We start from the raw sequence: 17012 nt of genomic DNA, 5'->3' as shown, positions 1-17012 counted from the left end.
AACTTAAAAACCTATTTAATATGGCAATTATAAAATCTGAAAGTGGTGTAAACTTAGCTAATTGGACAGTTGTATTGGGCGATGGTAATTATGCAGCTCCAGGCGTTGCCCCTGTTAGTGCCGCTGATATTGCTACATCTAATACTACAGCATACGGTCTACTAGAGGCTAATGTTGATAACCGCCGCATTATGGCGCATAATATTACTTATAATAAAATTGTTGAAACTACAGCATTATCAGTAACGCACACAGCTACATATACTTTTAAAATACCTTATACAATTAGTACTGGTAATACCAATTTTAATGGGCAAACTGTTGAAGGCGGACTCTTTGTATGGGATGGAGTTTCTACACAATTAGATTACGGTTTGGCTTTTCAATGGGTCATTAATCCTTGGGACGCTAACTACGGAAAAGTATTTTATTGGAATGGTAGCGGTTGGACCTATTTAGGGTGTACACTCACTCCAGATACCAATAATCATGAAATTTCTTTTGAACTAAATATAGCCAACCAAGAAGCTTATATTACCTTAGATGGTGTTACCTATACCCAAAATGTATTTTCAGAAACTACAAAGTCGGGTTGGGGTACTACGGTAGATGCTCGTTTTCAGGCAGAGACTATTAGTATTTACCCTTCGGCTACAGGAAGCGTGCCTTCTCAAAAAGTAGAATTTAAAAATTGGAGTTGGGTTTGGGACAGTCCTAGTGTTGTTTAATAGTGTTATATGCTAATGAGTGGTAATAAAAAAAGCTTCAACTATTAAAAGTTGAAGCTTAAAAAAATTTGCTATGAATATATATAATTTTATTGGGTAATAAAATTGATATACAAGGTTGCGTATTGGGCATCACTTACTCCGTTAGAACCAACATATACATTGGTAGTTCTTCCAAAATAACCAGCATTACAGTTGTAACGCGCCCATTCTCTACCTTGTACTCTAAAGGTATAAGAGCTACCTGCTGTTAATGTTACATTAGCAATAATAGTAGCATTTTGTCCTAAGCTATAGAACGATTGTCCCTGAAACGATTTTGAAACAGAGGTTATGTATTTTTCTTTAATAGCAATACCATTTATGGTAAGTCTAATTGAACCCTGACTAGCGCCGTCTTGGTATTCCGTTACGGTGTGGTTGTGGTTTGTATTGTTGTAGTTTGCACTATTGGTACTGGTAGTTTCGGTAATGGTTGTATTAATTGGCGAACCGGTAGAATAATAACCATTTACAATTATTTGGTAGGTACCTGTATAAGGGGCAGTTATAGTTTGGGTAAGCCCTGGTATATCTACATACGTACTGTTGTTGGTACTAGCTACCACCTGATTATTTTGACTAAAAGTAGAGGTGTAGCTTTTTGAAGAACCTACTTTTTCCCAGCTAACTCCGTTAAAATGATAAAAACCTTCTGATATGTCGTTAGCACTGTTTGTGTTATATACTAATAGGCCTGTAGCTGGAGCATTTATAGTGTTAACATCGGTAGTACTTGTTAAAGATACACGATTTACAAGAAGCCCTTTATTATTAGCTCCAAGATCTAAAGAAGCACTCGGATGCGGACTAGAGGTATTAATACCTACAGACCCCGATGCTTTTATATTAATATCGTCTTGGTAGATAGATGAGTAAGGAGCAGCATCATTCTCAATACCAATGGTTAATAAACCGTTTTCACCAGTAGATCCGTTACCACTTCCGTCATCAGCATACGAAATATAACCATAATCATTACCAGAATTAACGGCACTTTTAAAAATAATTGAAGAAGTTCCTCCTGCATCACCATGTTCTATAATTACCGTACCATTGGTAGCTGTGGGTGTAGTACCATTGTTTTCGTACACGTGTAGGGTTCCTTGTGGGTTGGTAGTACCAATACCTACTTGCGCTTGTAAACTAATTACAGTTAAAATAGTAACAAAACTTAAAATCTTATTCATTCTTAAAGGATTATATTTTGGGGTAAATATAGGTTCATAAAAAAATGATAAACAAGTGTTTAGGTCAAATTATATCAATTTTAAGTGTTACGTAAGAAAAGTATTTTATATGTTTTTGAATACTTGCAGATACCTATGTAGTTGGATGTTGTAGGACTCTGTAAGTTTTCATTGCTTCTTAATGAATCATAGTCGATTTCGCACGATTTTACTGAGAAAGAAGCTGTGTCAAATGGTCTAATTTATGCGAAAATTGTAAACTAAATGCTACTATGTTTGTCTTGTAACTATAGTATAGTGGTATGCATATTGATTGACCTAGTAGCTAATTTTAAGCTTGAGTTTATCAAAAAAAGCCTCAACTAATTAAAGTTAAGGCTTTTAAAAAAATATATTTGTAGTGTACTAAACTTATTCTTTAATAAAATTGATATAAAGGGTGGCGTATTGTGCATCTGCTACACCATTGGCTCCTACATATATACTAGTATTTCTACCAAAATAGCCTGTGTTACTGTTGTAACGTGCCCATTCTCTACCTTGCACTCTAAAAGTATAGCTAGTACCAGCAGTTAAGGTAACATTAGTAATAATAGTAGCATTTTGACCTAAACTGTAAAATGTTTGCCCTTGAAAAGATTTAGAGGTTGATGTGATGTATTTTTCTTTAATAGCCGTACCATTAATAGTTAAACGAATTGACCCTTGGCTAGCCCCATCTTGGTACAGCGCTACAGTGTGGTTGTGTTCTGTGTTTGCATAGTATGCAAAATTAGTACTTGTAGTTTGAGTAACAGTGGTGTTTACTGGAGCACCAGAGGAGTAATATCCATTTACAATAATTTGATAAGTACCTGTATAGGGTGCTGTAATGGTTTGTGTAAGTCCAGGTAAATCTACATATGTAGCAGTATTTGTACTTGCTAATATTTCTGCTGTTTGACTATACGTACTGGTGTATTTTTTTTGTGCACCCACTCCTACCCATTTGGTTCCATTATAGTAATAGAAACCTGGAGTTACATCACTTGTGGTAGCTGTATTGTATACTAATAGACCTGTTGCAGGTGAATTAACGGTACTTACATCTGTAGTACTTGTTAGTGCTACACGGTTCATTAAAAGCCCTTTGTTGTTAGCACCTAAGTCTAAAGATGCGCTAGGGTTAGGAGCTGAGTTACTGATACCCACAGAGCCTGATGCCTTTATGTTAATATCATCCTGGTAGATAGTTGACCATGGGGCACTATCATTTTCTATACCTATAGTTAGTAAGCCATTTTCTCCGGTAGAACCATTACCGCTTCCGTCATCTTCATAAGTTATATAGGCATAATCATTGCCTGAGTTTACAGCACTCTTAAATAATATAGTAGAGGCGCCTCCAACATTACCATGTTCTAATATAATAGTTCCGGTAGTAGCAGTAGCTGCTGTTCCATTTGCTTCGTGTATATGAAGCGTTCCTTGAGGGTTTGTAGTGCCAATACCAACTTGTGCATTAGCAATAACTACGAATAAGAATGAAATAGTACAAATAAATTTTTTCATGACTAATTGTTTGATTTTTTTTGTAAAAGTACATTCGTAAACATCTTATTTGTAGTGATTTAGATAGATGTATTTTGATGTGTAGATAAATAACATTTACCGTTCGACTAACGGTTGAGCTTATTTTTATCATGTATAAATGGTAGGCGAAAAACGGATAAAAGTCTTACATTTTTCTTGTATGAAATCATGTTCAAAACCCTATGAATAAAGAAGAATTATAGGGTTTGTTTGTTTTTTAGTGGTTTATAGTGGCGAAATTAGAGGTCGCATGATGCGATTAAAAATGGATAGTGCACGATTAATGATATTATAAAAGTGCTCTGCAAATATAATTTTCCTTACTAAACCCTAAGATATGAGGTAGTATCTGAAACAATGGTAGTATGAATGCTTTTTATAGTAATTCTTTTAGCTTGTTTACATCTGCCGAAGTTATGACCTCTAAATGTTCGGTGATTTTGGGTACTTCCCAGTTCCACCATTGTATTTGCAATAGTATGTTAATAGCATCTTCACTAAACCTTGTCTTTACGGGTTTGGCAGGGTTGCCTGCTACTATGGTGTATGGTGCTACATTTTTAGTAACAGTAGCATTAGTAGCAATAATGGCTCCATCACCAATAGTTACTCCCGGCATAATAGTGGCATTATGGCCAATCCAAACATCGTTGCCAATATGGGTATCTCCTTTGGTGGGGTAGTTTTTACCGTCCATAGCTTTTTCCCAACCGTTGCCAAAAATAGCAAAAGGAAAGGCAGAAAAAGATTCCGTTAAATGGTTACCGCCATTCATTATAAAAGTAGCTCCTGAGGCTATTTGGCAAAACTTGCCAATAATGAGTTTATCACCTATAAAATCGAAATGATATTTTACATTTTTCTCAAAGTTGTATACATCTTCAAAGTCGTCATAATAGGTATAATCGCCTACAATAATGTTGGGATTGGTAATAATGTTTTTTAAAAAACAAAGGTTGTTATATCCGTTTAGTGGAAAGGGTGTATGTTTATCAGGTCCTGTCATTTTAAATGTTTTGAAGTATTAAAACTATCATCTTTTTTCAAACTTACTTATAGCATTGTTTAGTAGTAGGTAAGTATTAAAATTGGGGGTAGCTTGGTTTATACAATACGATACAAGAGTACCTGTTTCTGGAGCATAACCAATATAGGTGCCATAAAATCCATAATGTCCGTAAAATGCATGTCCGTTATACATAGTTTTATAAATACCTAAACCATATTGGTTCCCATCTTCTCCGGTTTCCCTTGTAGTCATCATTTGTTGTATACTTTCTTGTGATAGTATGTCACCAGTAAAAAGGGCTTTTATAAAAGTAACTAAATCTTGGTGAGTAGCCACCAAACCACCACCAGCCCAGTCAAAAGAAGTATTTATGTCTTTAAAATTATAAGGGCCTACAAATTGGTTAAGAAGTGTTTCCGGGTGTTTAGGTACTTCATAATATTGTAAATATGTATGTTGCATCTGTAGCGGTTCTAAAATTCGGGTTCTAATACTTTTAGCTAATGGTTTTTGATCTAGCTGTTCTATAAGTAACCCAAGCAGTACATAATTCATGTCTGAATAGTAGAATTCGGTGCCTGGTGTACTATGTGGTTGCCGGTGTAAATTATATGAATAATAAGTTTTTATGATCGTTTCTGGAGTGTATTGCTTAGATGGGTTTGCTACAGCACTAGCTAAAAATGGTTCGGCTTTATCTGTAAATAGATCTGCCAATCCACTTGTATGATTTAATAATTGCTTAATTGTGATAGTATTAGCATAATTTTTACCATCAATAATTTGTAAGGAATCTACAGGCAAAAAATCACTAATTTTTTGATGTAGTTGTAGTTTACCTTCTTCCACTAATTGCAAAATAGTAGTAGCCACAAACAGTTTAGTGCTACTAGCAATTTTAAACGGTGTTTGTATAGTGTAAACAGTATCTGAAGGTGTTGTACTTATAGCAGAATGTATTGTACCTGTGTTTTTATTTTCAAGGAAAACGCTAATGGTACTTGTTGGGTTTTTAGAATCTGTACTTAGTTTTTGTTTGGTTATCATTTTAAGTATGCCCGTATAGTTTATAACTATTTCCTGCATTTTATCTGCTTGTGTTTGAGGTATGGTATGTCCTGTATTCTCAAACGGGTACCATTGTTTTTCGGCAACTGCAATGGAGTCAAAAAAGTTTTTGGTTACACTGTAATTTGCTGTGTGGTCTTTGGTTCCGGCCATTATAATAAGCGGACACTCTAACCTGGTTATCTGGTTTTTAATTGGGTGTGCATACAGCTCTTTGTACAAAGGCAGGTATAATTTTCCCCAATTTTCAAAATAAGAGTAGAGTCCTTTGTAATGTGCATCGGGTATAGGGTTTCCTTCAAAATCGGCTTGCCACTTGTATTGTACGCACAAATCGTTTACCGTTTGGTACGGAATGTTAACAGAAGCAAGTTCTGTTAAGGCCTGTTCGTTTTTTTGATGTTGATAATGAGAAATGAGTTGTTGCTGTAATAGTTGTTGGCTTTTAAGATTATCTATAACAGGGCTTACTGCAAAAAAAGCTTTTATTTTTTCTGGGTAAGCAGCACTTAGGTGAAAACCTAGCACAGTACCCCATGAGTTGCCTAAAATATAAAGTTTATTTTGCTGATATTTGTTTAATAAATAGTGCATTACCTCTTCGGCATCTTGTTGCATTACCGCTAAAGAAATAGCTGTAGTATCGTTTGGAGAATATTTAGTACCACGCTGATCCCAATGCACTACTATAAAATGTTTTTCTAACTCTTGGGAAATATGCTCTTGGTGTGCTGAGGTAGCTGCTCCAGGGCCTCCATGTAAATAGAGTAATAAGGGTAAGTTTGCTTGAGCACCACGTTCGGTAAGTTGTTGTGTAATACCTCCTATGCGAACTTGTTCTGTATTGTTTACTGCTGTGGTAGGTGTTTGTGCTACCATCAAAAAACTAAATAATAAAGTGTATATGTACAATGCAATTTTCATAACTAAGTGAACTTGTTTAAAGTTTTATGACGATGTAACACTAAATTTGTTTCATTCGTCTTTTTTAAAATAGTTAAAAGAACGCAAGTGGTTGGTTTTTAAATTTCTGATCTCGGTATCATCTTTTAAACATACATGATTTTTTTGTTACTAACCAAGATCAGAAATTGTTCTTATACATTAATACCAGTTGAATCCTACACCTACCGAAATGGTTGCAGCATCACGGTGTCCATCCCCTTTGAAAAATGTTCTACCAGCTGTGGTTTGTAGTTGTAAATCTATCGCAAAGTTTCTTTGCTGATATAGTTCTCGTCCAAAACTTAATCCAACGGCACATCCTGCATTAAAGTCATCATTTATGTTGTCCTCAATATCATAAAGTGCAGGCATGTCTACCGCTAAACCAATACCACCGCTAATCCAGCTTTTGTTGTTTACCCAATATTGTACCGATGGTAAAAATGTTTCAAAGCTACGGTCATAATCATTCTGACTATAAATCATTCCAGAGGTGTTTAATAGCAGCGCTAAACGTTCATTAAGCATGTATCCTAATTTAATGTTAGGTAGGCTTATGCTTCCTTGTCCTTTGTCAAAATCTTGTCCGGTTTCGGTATCAGAAATACTAATGGCTCCACCACTTATTCCTAGTCCGATAACAAATCCTTTTCGCTCCATTTGAGCGGTTGTGTCCTGTGCCTGTACGGTACTACCTAGTACCAGTAGAGCAAATAATACTAATAACTGTTTCATTTTTATAATTGATTTTTGAATATTAATTTGAAGTCATTAAGGCTTCTATTATTTGATTACGTTGAGTGCTATAGGCATCTCCTTGGTGATTACTAAGCAATATAATAGTGGTGTTATTTTCTGGCATAAACCCAACCATACTCCAAAAGCCATTAATATCACCACCATGCCAGTACATAGTTTTAGCACCTTCTTTAGACGTAAACCAGCCCAAACCAAAATCGGTGTAACCACTATCTACGTTGTTTGTAAATATGAGTTCTTTTTCATTAGGGGTATACCAGTTGCTACTTACTGCATTTACCCAAAGTTCCATATCAGTTGGGGTGCTGCTCCAGTCACCAGCACCAAAAGTGATGCTCATAGGGTAGGTGGTAACATCTTGGTTATTCAAGTATCCTAAGGCATGTGTTTGTTCATTAACAGTGTTGTTGCCTTTATGGGTGTTATACATAGCTAGCGGAGTTAAAATATTATCTGTTATGTAATAGTAGTAACCGTTATCGGCTAGTTCTTCAATTAAAAGTGCCGCTAGTAAGTAGTTTGAGTTTGAGTACTGCTTTTGTGAACCAGGTTCAAATAACAACCCATTTTGCGTTATCATATAGCTGATAATGTCATATATGGTTTCAGCATCATAGTCGGTGCCGTTAAGTGCATCAGTTTCAATAGTACTTAAGTAATCGGGTATACCAGATTGATGCGATAATAGTTGCGCTATGGTAATTTGGTCTCCATACGGAAAATCAGGATCAAAGTCAGCAATGGTTTGTTCAAAACTGGTAATTAATCCGTCTCTTTTTAACTGAATTATTCCGGCAGCAGTAAGGGTTTTGCTAACAGACCCTAACCTGTACTGTATTGCCGAGCTTTGTGGCGTAAGTAAGTTGGTATTGGCATAACCATATCCGTTTCTTAAAATATCTTCTCCGTTTTCTGTTATGATGGCATATCCTGAAAAATCTAAATCTTCTAATAATTGGTCATAAGAGATAGGATTGAATGATGTGGTGGTATCATCGCTATCATTACAGCTGAAAAACACCAACGTAATTATGAGTAATAAGAGTAAACTGAGTTGTTTCATGAGTTTTTTGTTTATTTTATCGATGCAAAAGTGTTTTATTTTGAGAACCCAGAAGTTTTGATTTTCTTTGAAAAGGTTCGGAATCATAATTCAGAACCTTTTATGTCCACTTTATTTAAGAATACTGTGCCTTTTACAAATAGATCTATTGTAGTTTTACCATTTGTTAATATGAGCAATAGCTCAGATAACGAATTCTTTAGTGATGGAATTACTGAAGAAATCATTAATGCCTTAACTTTTGTAAAAGGGCTTAAAGTAATAGCCCGTACTTCTAGTTTTGCTTTTAAGAATAAGCATATTGATGTTAGAGAAATAGGAACCCAATTAGGGGTAGCAAATGTTTTAGAAGGAAGCGTTAGGGTAGTTAATAACCATGTGCGTATAACGGCTCAGTTAATTAGTGCGGTAACGGGCATGCACTATTGGTCTAAAAATTTTGATAGAGAGCTAAAAGATATTTTTAAATTACAAGATGAGGTAAGCCTACTCATAGCCAACCAAATACGTGAGAATTTTGGACACTTAGAAATTCAAGATCATTTGGTAAAGCAATCTACTCGTAGTTTTACGGCCTATGAATTGTATTTAAAAGGTAGGTACGAGCAGTTGCAATGGACCCCTGACGCGTTGCTAAGAGCTATTGAATATTACGATAAGGCCATCTTACAAGACAACCAGTATGCAAGAGCATATTATGGAAATATGCAATGTTATGGTTTGTTAGCTATATGGGGGTATATGCCAAAGGAAATAGCCATGGATAAGGCAATTACCAATATGGCTATGGGTAAAGAAATAGATACCAACCTACCCGAATATACCCAGGCATTTGTAGGCAAAACATTTTGGGGAGAATGGAATTTTAAAGCAGGCTATGCTTTTATTTTGGAAACATTGGCTTTAAACCCCAATTATATTGATGGGTTAGAGGCAATGGCAGAGTTATGTATTGCCTTAGGGTTTTTTGAGATTGCTGAAGAGTATGCTCAGAAGTTGTTAGAGGTAGATCCTATATCAGCGAATAATAGATATACTTTAGCACATATTTTTTATTATCAGAGGAACTATGAAAGTGCATTAGACTGGGTAGAAAAGGCATTAGAAATTAGGGATGACTTAGAGTTGGCAAATCACTTGAAAGTATTATGTTTAGTACAGTTGAAAGACGAGCAACAGTTACTTACTTTTATTGCAAACAGACCTCTTGAAAAGTATCAGAAACTATTATACCAAGCGGTTAATGGTACTTTGTATGTAACTGAAGAAACCTTGGAAGATTGGGGGGACTCCCATATGGCACCTGCTCAATTAGCACCGTATGAGTTGTATATATTGGCTAATGCAGGTTATAAAAAAGAGGCTTTTACTTTGTTAAAACAGTATGTACAACAGAAACGTGGGCAACTAATTAATTACAGGCAAGAACCTTTGTTAGCACCTTTACATGAGTTTGCTGAATTTTCTGAGTTACACCAGTCTAACTTATTTCTTGAAGATATTATAGAGAAACCAAAAGCTCTAGTAAAACCTAAGGTAGAAGATGCTGTATTAGAAGGGTTACACCAACAGCTAATTACTTATTTTGAAGAAGAGAAACCATATTTAGATACGCAACTTACGTTAACGAGTTTAGGCGAAAGTATAGGCATGCATCCTAACCGTTTGTCATATCTTATCAATGAGTTTTTAGAAGTCAACTTTAATGAGTTTGTAAATGCGTACAGATTAACCCATTTTAAAGCCATTGCTGTATTACCTGAAAACGCGCATTTAACCTTATTAGCTTTGGCGTATGATAGTGGCTTTAATTCTAAAACCGTATTTAATACGTATTTTAAGAAGGCAGAAGGTAAAACGCCAAAGGCTTGGTTAAAAGAGCAGCAGTAACAAGCCAAGAGTATACTTACTCTTTTAGCTTATTGTTATATAACCACGCTAGCATATTATCTATACCAGCAGCAATTTTATTAGGGTCATAAGGTATTTCTATATCGGGTTGTACACCGTCTGTAGCGGTTTCTTGCAGTTTAAAATAGCGTTTAGAATAGTTTATTTTTAATGCTGAATTTGGTAACTCAAATGTACTCATATCCTGATACCCAACCGGGTTAGACCCTGTGGGTAACCCTACAATGGTGGCATTTAATAAAGCTCGGTATTGTGCAGTATTAATTGTAGCAGCAGAAAATGTTTTATGATCACTAAGTACATACATACCGTTTTTAAAATCTAATCCGTCTGCTAAATTAATTACATAGGCTAGTGTAAGTCCAACAAATAAGTCGCCACCCCAGTTTTGGCGCATGTCTATAACTACTTTACGTATGTTATTTGTTGCACAATATCCCACTAACTGTTCGCCAAATTGTTGCATTTCTTCAAAGGTAGGGTAGTTGCGGTAGTAAATATATACGGCGTTTGTATTGGTAATAGGTGCTGCCCAAAACCCGTTAGACACACGCACTACAGGTGCTGCTATTTGTGGAATGCTATAGACCAAACTTTGTGTTACAACTTCATCATATTCAGTTCTTTTTAAAGGCTCTAATGTGATTTTTTGTGGTGTTCCATCCTTACTTATGAAGGTGAATGTAGTAGCTTCTTTTTTAGTAATGCCTAGTAATTGTAGCAGTTCAAAATGGTTAAAGCAATCTACAAAACGGGTGCTATTAGAATGTGAGTTTTCTACAAACTGATAGTAAGGTGCCAATTTATGGGCTACTTCATCAACAGGAATATTATTAATTGCGGTTAACTCGGCTCCTAACATCGCTTTATCTGCTGTAGTAGTAGCGGTTACCAACCATTTATTTCCGAATTTGTAAATACCTATAGGGTAGTAGTGCATATCTTGGTTCCATAAACTAATAGAGGTATGCCCATCGCCAATGCGGTGTGTAAGTTTCATTAATGCTGCCATAACTTCAAAATCGGTAGCAGTATCTAAAGAGCTTTCAATGTTTTTTAGGGTAGCATCAAACTCAGGTTTACTTATTTTGTTATAGAGGTCTATATGTTTTACTTCTAATTGCTCTTGGTACACTTTTAGGTCTTGTTGCCATTGTGCCATGGTTAGTTTCTGAGCATTTACTAGCGAGGCTATACAAAGCATAAGTACTGTGACTAGCGTTTTCATAAGATTTTTATTGATTTTTACATTGGTATAAAAACAGCTAATAATGTTACTGTCAGTAGATTAAAAATTAGATTTTAACAGCTAATTTTTGTGATTACCATCTGCTCTTATTTATTTTGTAATTGAATTCTTATAAAGAAAGAGGTTACTTATGAAGAATAAAGTATTATTTTCTATTACTGTATTAGTAATTTTTGAAGCAATAGGAGTTTTATTATGGTGGCTATTTGGTAATAGTATGTTTGTAACTACTATGGGAGCCGCCGCTGGAGTTTTAATTGTTTATCAGCTGTATAATGCTAGCAAGCAAAAAGGGGATTAGCTATTACTTCACCTTATAAAACCAATTATAGGTTCCCTTATCTTTTTTGGTATACGGAAACTCATAGGGCACATTCATAACATCTTCCAGATACAAACGTTGCATTTCTATGGTACGTTGGGTACCGTTCTCATGTACGGTTAGTAATAAAGAATTGGCTTCTATGTTTTGTATTTTTCGTATCTCTACTATTTCTTGTTCGTTAAATATTTCGTTGTTCTTAAGGTATAAGATAACACCATTTGCAGCAATATGTATATGGTAAGTGTGTTTGCTATTAGCCAAACGTTTGTAATGTACCAATAGCGGAGCAGAAGAATCTACAAATTTAGTTTCGCGCCATTCCCAGGTTCCTGTTAAAAAGGAAATCTCGGGGTCGTTTAAAAGACTTTCTTTAATTGTCAATTTAGCAATGTTTATTAAATACCTTACAAAGATAAATATTATCTACATAAGCACTGTTACCCACTATTACACACTACAACCTTGTCGGGTTAGAGTTGTGTAAAATTTATACATTTTTTATACAATTTTCACATATTGTAGGGAATTGAATAACAGAATAAAATATACTTTAACACCTTGAAAATCAACCGTTAAAATAGTATTTGTTAGTTGCATGTAAAATTAGGCACACTTATTTCTTATAAGTATACCAGTTAACCATTAACCCTTTTATACAATATATACAATGAAGATTTTTAACTATACCCAACTTAAACAATTTAGCGCTGCTGCCGTTTGTGCAATCATGGCGTTAAGTTTTACAAGTTGTAAAGAAGAGGAAAAGAAAGATGAAGGTGTGCCGTTACCAGTAATGGCTGTGAAAGAAGAATCTGCTGCCAGAGGATTCCAGTATTTAGGTTCTATTGAAGGTGTAGAAACGGTGGAGTTAAGACCTCAGGTAGATGGAATTTTAGAAGAGATTTATGTAGATGAAGGAGACTTTGTTTTAAAAGGTGAGCCACTTTTTAAAATTAATAGTCAGCCTTATATGGAGGATTATAAAAACGCCATGGCAAATGTGAGTTTGGAAAGAGCGAAAGTACAAAAAGCGAAAACCGATTTAGAGCGTTTGCAACCCTTAATAGATAACGAGGTTATTTCAGAGGTTCGTAAAAAATCTGCTGAAGCCGATTATCAAGTGGCATTATCATCTTTACAAAAAGCGCAGGCAGAGGCGGCTAACATGCGTATTAATTTAGACTTCACAACAATAAAAGCACCTGTTAATGGTTTTATGGGCAGAATCCCGAAATCTATAGGTAATGTGGTTAAGAAGACGGATTCAGAGCCATTAACAGTGCTTTCTAATGTTAATGAGATATATGTGTATTTTTCTATGAGCGAATCAGACTATTTGTCTTTTGAAAGAGCTAAGAACGATACCCTTTCTAATAAAATGAGTGATAAAGTAAAGCTAGTTTTAGCCGATGGTTCTATTTACGAACATGTTGGTAAAATTGAAGCTAACTCGGGTCAGATAGATAAGTCTACTGGGTCTATTACATTACGTGCTCGTTTTCAAAACCCAGATACATTGTTAAGATCTGGTAATACAGGTAAAATTTTAATGGAAGAAATTCATCCTAAAGCCATTTTAGTACCACAGAGTGCAACAACCTTTATTCAAGATAAAAAGTTTGTATTTGTTTTGGATACTAATAACCTGGCTCAAAGAAGAGAGATTATTACAGAAGGTAGATCGGGTGATAGTTATATTGTAAGTTCAGAAAGCTTACAACCACAAGAGCGTATTGTAACCTCTGGTTTAGATAAACTAGCTAGTGGTATTAAGGTAAAACCTGTACAACGCGGAAAATTGTTAAGTGAGGTAACCACCCTTGACAATAAATAGAGAAAGAAAAAGAGAAAAGAAAAATAATTAAGTTCACCCTTAAGCCCAAAAAATTGCATGTTTAAAAGTATTATCAAAAAGCCCGTTTTAACACTGGTTATTACCATTATTATTGTGTTAGCGGGGGCAGCAAGTATTACCTCTCTGCCTGTAGAGCGTTTCCCAGAGATTGCACCACCTAGTGTAAGTGTTGGGGTAAAGTATCCGGGGGGTAATGCAGAAACAGTTGCTAAGTCGGTATTATTACCCATAGAAGAGGCTATTAACGGTACCGAGAATATGACGTACGCCAACTCCACTGCCAGTAACTCTGGTTCTGGTAGGGTAACGGTGTACTTCAAACCCGGTACAGATCCAGATATTGCAGCGGTTAATATTCAAAACCGTGTATCTACCGTTACAGAGAAAATTCCGCCAGAAGTGGTAGAAGCTGGTATTTCGGTAACCAAGCGTATGAAAGGTAGTATTATGACACTGAATATTTACAGTGACGATCCTACCTATGATGAAACCTTCTTAAATGCGTATACCCGTATTAACATCCGTAGAGAGTTAAAAAGGGTAGAAGGGTTAGCAGAAGCATCTATTTTACGTCAGCGTGATTACGCCATGAGAATATGGTTGAATCCGCAAAAAATGGCATCATACGGTTTAACGCCAAGAGATGTGTACAACCAAATTAAAGACCAGAACTTTGAAGCAGCTCCTGGTAAGTTTGGAGAAAATTCAGATGAGTTATTCGAGATCGTTATGAAGCATAATGGTCGTTTTAACCAAATTGAAGATTATGAGAATTTGGTGATTAAGTCTAACCTTGAAGGAACCTCTTTACACTTAAAAGATGTTGCGCGTATAGAGTTTGGAGCTTCTAACTATACCAGTGAAAATAGATTGAACGGAAAACCATCTGTAACTATTGACATTGTACAACAGAATGGAGCTAATGCGGTAGATATTGATAAAAAAATACGTGAGATTTTAGAAGAGCAATCCCGTAGATTTCCTGAAGGCGTTCATTACCAAATTACCTATAGTGTAAGAGACCAGATAGACGAATCTATGAGCCAAGTACAACACACCTTGGTAGAAGCATTTATATTGGTATTCTTAGTAGTGTTTATCTTTTTACAAGATTTTAGAGCTACTATAATCACAGCTATTTCTATTCCTGCATCGTTATTAGGTACGTTCTTTTTCCTTAAAATTATTGGGGCATCTATGAACGTGCTAAGTATGTTCTCTTTAGTATTAGCTATTGGTATTGTAGTAGATGATGCTATTGTGGTAATGGAGGCCATACACGAAAAAATGACCCACCATAAGATGTCTGCTAAGAAAGCGGTGTCTTCTGCCATGGATGAAATTACAGGTGCTATTATGTCTATTACGGTAGTAATTGCAGCAGTATTTATTCCGGTAGGATTTTTAAGTGGACCTGTAGGTGTATTTTACAAGGAGTTTGCCTATACCATTATATTCGCAGTGTTAATATCGGCTATTAATGCCTTAACATTAACTCCGTTATTAACTAAAATATTTTTTGGTAGAGAGAAGAAAGCTAAAAGTAAAAACGGGATTTGGGCAAAAATTTCGAACGCTAAAACCACTAGAAAATCAGCTGAGTTAAAAGAAAAAGGGTTAAAGAAATTTGATAGAGGTTTTGATAGATTTACACAAGGATATTTACGCATTGTAAAGTGGTTCTTGCTACGTAAATGGATAGGGCTAGGATTGTTAGCTGCTATTATTGCAGGTACTGTGCTTATGGCAAAAACTACACCTAGTGCCTTTATACCTACGGAAGATGATAACTTTTTAATTTTCTCTTTGAAAATGCCAGAAGGATCATCATTACACAGAACTAATATAGCTTTAAGGGAGGCCGATTCTATCTTACGAAGTGATGAAGCAGTAGCTGGGGTAAATACGGTATCTGGTTTTAATATTGTGGTGAATACAGAAAGTCCATCTTCAGGTATGGGGTATATACAGTTAAAACCTGGAGAAGAGCGTGGCGAAGTACATGAAATACAACCTGTAATTAAAAGACTTTTAAGCAAGTTAGAAAATATAGATGGTACTTCCTTTAACATGTACCCAAGACCAACCGTACAAGGGTTTGGTAATTTTGATGGGGTTCAGTTTATGTTACAAGATAGAGCCGATGGTGATTTAGGTGAGTTTGGTCAAATGATAAATGAGTTTATTCATACCTTGAACAACCAACCAGAAATAGAAAATGCGTTTACCTCTTTTAATCCTAATTTTCCACAGTATAAGCTGAACATAGATTATGAGAAAGCTAAAAACATGGGGGTTAGTGTAAAAGATATGATGTTTACCATACAATCATATTTTGGTAGAGTACAACCAGGAGACTTTAACCGTTTTAGCCGTCAGTATGGGGTGTATATGCAATCAGATATACAATTCCGTGAATCGCCAGAATCTTTTAATGGGGTTTTTGTTAAGAATAAAGATGGTAATATGGTGCCTATAAATACCTTAGTAAAGCTAGAGCAATCGTATGGTCCAGAGGTGGTAAATCGTTACAATTTGTATAATGCGGCTAAGGTAAACGTTACACCGGCACCAGGGTATAGTACCGGTGATGTAATGAATAAAATAGAAGAGTTGTCTGAACAGAAACTTCCTGCTAGTTTAAGCTATGAATGGACAAGTATGAGTTTGGAAGAGAAAAACTCTGGGGGAGATACCGCTATTGTATTCATTATTATTATTCTATTAGTGTATTTTATTCTATCAGCACAATACGAGAGTTTCTTATTGCCACTAGCGGTAATGCTATCGTTACCAGCGGGTATATTTGGGGTATTTGCAGCTATTAATTTAGCAGGTATAGACAATAACATTTATGTGCAAATAGGTATTATTATGTTAATAGGGTTATTAGCTAAAAACGCCATACTTATTGTAGAGTTTGTGGCACAAAAACGTCGATCTGGGTTGTCTGCATTCGAGGCAGTACTAGAGGCAAGTGCCTTACGTATACGCCCTATTATAATGACGTCTTTAGCATTTACCGTAGGGTTGGTACCGTTAATGTTTGCACATGGTTCTTCAGCACAGGGTAACCAATCGGTAAGTATAGGTACTGCCGGGGGTATGCTAACAGGTATTGTGTTAGGTATTGTTGTAATTCCGGTATTGGCATATGTGTTCCAGTTGTTACATGATAAGTTTAACCTAGAACGTTTTGGTACCGATGATGAAGAACAAGAACAATTAGAAGCTTAAAAAAAGAGCTAATGATTAAGCTTAGGTTCGTTTTGTGTCAAGACACAAGAGCATAATAATAA

At 35.6% G+C, this 17012-nt stretch carries 13 protein-coding genes; 5 read left to right on the top strand and 8 right to left on the bottom strand.

Features of this window, described 5'->3' with window-relative positions; translation table 11 throughout:
• Positions 1–20: 20 nt before the first annotated feature.
• Positions 21–728 (top strand): hypothetical protein, encoded by a 708-nt coding sequence (locus Y10_RS01760; protein WP_281763643.1) that lies wholly within the window; start codon positions 21–23, stop codon positions 726–728.
• A gap of 89 nt (positions 729–817) precedes the next feature.
• Here Y10_RS01760 and Y10_RS01755 read toward each other — a convergent pair whose 3' ends face one another.
• The 6 genes from Y10_RS01755 to Y10_RS01730 form a co-directional block, all read right to left on the bottom strand.
• On the bottom strand, positions 818–1957 hold the full coding sequence (locus Y10_RS01755; RefSeq protein ID WP_281763642.1) for a hypothetical protein: 1140 nt from the start codon (positions 1955–1957) through the stop codon (positions 818–820).
• A 411-nt stretch (positions 1958–2368) separates the two neighbouring features.
• Entirely contained in the window at positions 2369–3508 is a 1140-nt protein-coding gene (locus Y10_RS01750; protein ID WP_281763641.1) for a hypothetical protein, read from the bottom strand.
• Between the two features lie 397 nt (positions 3509–3905).
• The gene (locus Y10_RS01745) at positions 3906–4535 is read right to left on the bottom strand and encodes a CatB-related O-acetyltransferase (RefSeq protein ID WP_281763640.1); all 630 of its coding nucleotides are present in this window, start codon (positions 4533–4535) and stop codon (positions 3906–3908) included.
• 27 nt (positions 4536–4562) lie between these two features.
• Entirely contained in the window at positions 4563–6530 is a 1968-nt protein-coding gene (locus Y10_RS01740; protein ID WP_281763639.1) for an alpha/beta fold hydrolase, read from the bottom strand.
• 180 nt (positions 6531–6710) lie between these two features.
• Positions 6711–7286, bottom strand: coding sequence for a hypothetical protein (locus Y10_RS01735; protein ID WP_281763638.1), 576 nt, complete (start codon positions 7284–7286; stop codon positions 6711–6713).
• A gap of 22 nt (positions 7287–7308) precedes the next feature.
• Entirely contained in the window at positions 7309–8373 is a 1065-nt protein-coding gene (locus Y10_RS01730; protein ID WP_281763637.1) for a serine hydrolase domain-containing protein, read from the bottom strand.
• A 171-nt stretch (positions 8374–8544) separates the two neighbouring features.
• Here Y10_RS01730 and Y10_RS01725 point away from each other — a divergent pair, with 171 nt between their 5' ends.
• A complete protein-coding gene (locus Y10_RS01725; RefSeq protein ID WP_281763636.1) occupies positions 8545–10263 on the top strand; it encodes a helix-turn-helix domain-containing protein in 1719 nt (572 codons plus the stop codon).
• 16 nt (positions 10264–10279) lie between these two features.
• Here Y10_RS01725 and Y10_RS01720 read toward each other — a convergent pair whose 3' ends face one another.
• Complete coding sequence (locus Y10_RS01720) at positions 10280–11512, bottom strand: S41 family peptidase (RefSeq protein WP_281763635.1); 1233 nt, start codon at positions 11510–11512, stop codon at positions 10280–10282.
• Between the two features lie 151 nt (positions 11513–11663).
• On the opposite strand from Y10_RS01720, the gene Y10_RS01715 reads away from it, so the two are divergent.
• Complete coding sequence (locus tag Y10_RS01715; RefSeq protein ID WP_281763634.1) at positions 11664–11834, top strand: hypothetical protein; 171 nt, start codon at positions 11664–11666, stop codon at positions 11832–11834.
• Between the two features lie 3 nt (positions 11835–11837).
• Here the strand turns inward: Y10_RS01715 and Y10_RS01710 are convergent, their stop codons facing one another.
• Positions 11838–12239 (bottom strand): hypothetical protein, encoded by a 402-nt coding sequence (locus tag Y10_RS01710; RefSeq protein WP_281763633.1) that lies wholly within the window; start codon positions 12237–12239, stop codon positions 11838–11840.
• Positions 12240–12525: 286 nt separating this feature from the next.
• Between Y10_RS01710 and Y10_RS01705 the strand changes: the two genes are divergently transcribed.
• Both Y10_RS01705 and Y10_RS01700 read left to right on the top strand, forming a co-directional pair.
• Positions 12526–13692: an efflux RND transporter periplasmic adaptor subunit gene (locus Y10_RS01705; RefSeq protein WP_281763632.1), complete on the top strand. Its 1167-nt coding sequence runs from the start codon at positions 12526–12528 to the stop codon at positions 13690–13692.
• Between the two features lie 57 nt (positions 13693–13749).
• Positions 13750–16950: an efflux RND transporter permease subunit gene (locus Y10_RS01700; protein ID WP_281763631.1), complete on the top strand. Its 3201-nt coding sequence runs from the start codon at positions 13750–13752 to the stop codon at positions 16948–16950.
• Positions 16951–17012: the final 62 nt, after the last annotated feature.

The organism is Neptunitalea lumnitzerae, assembly GCF_027924185.1.
Lineage (GTDB): Bacteria > Bacteroidota > Bacteroidia > Flavobacteriales > Flavobacteriaceae > Neptunitalea > Neptunitalea lumnitzerae.
The sequence above is the reverse complement of the archived record's forward strand: the minus strand, read 5'-3'. Positions and strand labels throughout refer to the sequence as shown.

Coding starts and splice junctions, on each gene's coding strand:
- Y10_RS01760 (WP_281763643.1), top strand. CDS start 21: ATGGCAATTATAAAATCTGAAAGTGGTGTAAACTTAGCTAATTGGACA.
- Y10_RS01755 (WP_281763642.1), bottom strand. CDS start 1,957: ATGAATAAGATTTTAAGTTTTGTTACTATTTTAACTGTAATTAGTTTA.
- Y10_RS01750 (WP_281763641.1), bottom strand. CDS start 3,508: ATGAAAAAATTTATTTGTACTATTTCATTCTTATTCGTAGTTATTGCT.
- Y10_RS01745 (WP_281763640.1), bottom strand. CDS start 4,535: ATGACAGGACCTGATAAACATACACCCTTTCCACTAAACGGATATAAC.
- Y10_RS01740 (WP_281763639.1), bottom strand. CDS start 6,530: ATGAAAATTGCATTGTACATATACACTTTATTATTTAGTTTTTTGATG.
- Y10_RS01735 (WP_281763638.1), bottom strand. CDS start 7,286: ATGAAACAGTTATTAGTATTATTTGCTCTACTGGTACTAGGTAGTACC.
- Y10_RS01730 (WP_281763637.1), bottom strand. CDS start 8,373: ATGAAACAACTCAGTTTACTCTTATTACTCATAATTACGTTGGTGTTT.
- Y10_RS01725 (WP_281763636.1), top strand. CDS start 8,545: ATGAGCAATAGCTCAGATAACGAATTCTTTAGTGATGGAATTACTGAA.
- Y10_RS01720 (WP_281763635.1), bottom strand. CDS start 11,512: ATGAAAACGCTAGTCACAGTACTTATGCTTTGTATAGCCTCGCTAGTA.
- Y10_RS01715 (WP_281763634.1), top strand. CDS start 11,664: ATGAAGAATAAAGTATTATTTTCTATTACTGTATTAGTAATTTTTGAA.
- Y10_RS01705 (WP_281763632.1), top strand. CDS start 12,526: ATGAAGATTTTTAACTATACCCAACTTAAACAATTTAGCGCTGCTGCC.
- Y10_RS01700 (WP_281763631.1), top strand. CDS start 13,750: ATGTTTAAAAGTATTATCAAAAAGCCCGTTTTAACACTGGTTATTACC.